The 1983-nt window shown below is 57.9% G+C and carries 1 protein-coding gene and 1 pseudogene; one reads left to right on the top strand and one right to left on the bottom strand.

What is annotated here, in order from left to right; translation table 11 throughout:
- A partial coding sequence (locus tag ACIQ2D_RS21810; protein ID WP_402867393.1) for a DUF2971 domain-containing protein occupies positions 1 to 965 on the bottom strand: 965 nt, incomplete at its 3' end.
- A gap of 149 nt (positions 966 to 1114) precedes the next feature.
- Here ACIQ2D_RS21810 and ACIQ2D_RS21805 point away from each other — a divergent pair.
- A pseudogene (locus ACIQ2D_RS21805) lies at positions 1115 to 1983 on the top strand (IS3 family transposase); the annotation flags it as partial.

Here is a 1983-nt window from a genome sequence, read left to right as displayed (position 1 = left end):
ACTGCTCTCTCTCGTAGATCTGGCGCATTACCTGGCCCGATCACAACCTTCACAATGGCGTCACGGGGAAAACCGATCTCGATGTACGGAACCACGCCTCCAGTACCGTAGCTTCCCTGCCGGAAATTCAGTCGCGCGGACGCCTCTGCGAACATAGCGATAAGTCGCCATTCTTTCTCAGCTTGGAATGATTCATCTTTCAGAGTCATGCACAACCGACCGGCGGCGTTGAACATCTCCGTGACAAAGTTGAAGTAGTTAACCGCAGCTTGCTTTTCAGAAATACGTGAACGTAGGAAGTTTTGAACCCAATTCAAGTTTTCGGCCCGCGCCTCGTCACCATAGAAGATGGGTCGCGGCCCAGGGATCGGAGCATCAACCCAACCTCTTCCGTCCGGTTCCATTCGGTTTCCTGCTTTGTAATCCCAGCATTGGTAGGTCAGCTCCGCTAGCTTCGCCCGATCGAAACCTACGGCGAAACCATCACCACCTGCATATCCACGCCACTGCCCGAGCGAGTCACGTTCGGTAGTAAAGCAAGTGACATACCCGTTCGCCCATTTCCAATCGTATGGCATCTGCGGCTGTGACTCGTCTACGAGAGCCGCAAGCGACCAGGCGGCGGCTCGAAGTGCATGTTTCTTTGGTCCAAGGTACGACGGATCTCGATGGTCGGGCCCCTCGGTCGTGAAGAAGTCACCACACTCCCTCCGCTCTTCCTCTGTAAGGTCAGGTAGTTCCTGAGCCAAGGAGTGAAAGATCTCGGCCATCAACCCGGCACTGTATTTGAGTTCCTGAGCATCATTTAGATACTTTATATCGGTTCCCCAGAGCTTTTGACTTTTGATGATGCCGGAGAATCCTCCGAAGTTTGTGTAGTGATAGAGGATGTCATTCTCGTCGGTCACGATTTTGATAGTACTGCAGTCACCTGACAACTTTTTGCAGGAGGATCCCACTAACACTCACGCCCCCTCGTTCCAATCCAGTCAACAGGCTTGCAAAAAAAGCCGCCCTGAGCAGCGCGGAACTTAGCATCGACGGGCCTTGACCCCGCGGGTTGGACACGCTTGATCCTGGTCTCAGACCAGGGAAAGCGAGAAGATCTAACCCGATGGCAAAGAAAAATTACTCCGAAGAGTTCCGCCGCGACGCAGTCGAGCTGTACCGCGACACCGGCGGCGCGACCGTAGCCGGGATCGCCGCCGATCTCGGCGTATCCCACGGCTCCCTGACCACATGGCTGAGAAATGCGGGTATCCCGATCCGCAGACCCGCCGCCACCGCTCCGGGGCCCGGCACCGGCGAGACACCCGAGCAGGAAGCCGCCAGGCTCCGCGCCGAGGTCGCACACCTACGCGCGGAGAAAACCAAGCTCGAAACTGAGCGAGACATCCTGCGGTCGGCGGCAAAATATTTCGCCGGAGAGACGAACTGGTGAACCGCTTCCAGTTCGTTGCAGACCACTCCGACACCTACCCGGTGAAGCGGTTGTGCCAGGTCATCGATATCGCCCGCTCGTCGTACTACGCATGGATCAACGCCGCCGAGAAACGAGCCGCCCGGGCCGCAGCCGACGCTGAACTCGCCGACAAGATCCGCGCCGTCCACACGGTGGGACAACACCTACGGGCGGCCCCGGATCACCGCCGAGATCAATCACGGACAACCCGCCGACCAGCGGATCAATCACAAACGGATCGCACGGATCATGCGCGCCAACAACATCGAGGGCCTGCGACTGCGCCGAAAACACCGCACCACCATCGCCGAACCAGCCGACACTCCGTCGCCGGACCTGCTCAACCGTGATTTCACCGCGATCGCACCGAATACCCGATACGTCGGTGACATCACGTATCTGCCATGCGGGGACAATGAGTTCTTGTATTTGGCCACGGTGATCGACTGCTTCTCCCGCCGCCTGGTGGGCTGGTCGATCGCCGAGCACATGCGTACCGAACTCGTCGAAGATGCCTTAGG

It is taken from the genome of Lysinibacillus sp. NPDC097287, from assembly GCF_044761695.1.
Taxonomy (GTDB): Bacteria; Bacillota; Bacilli; order Bacillales_A; family Planococcaceae; genus Lysinibacillus.
The sequence above is the reverse complement of the archived record's forward strand: the minus strand, read 5'-3'. Positions and strand labels throughout refer to the sequence as shown.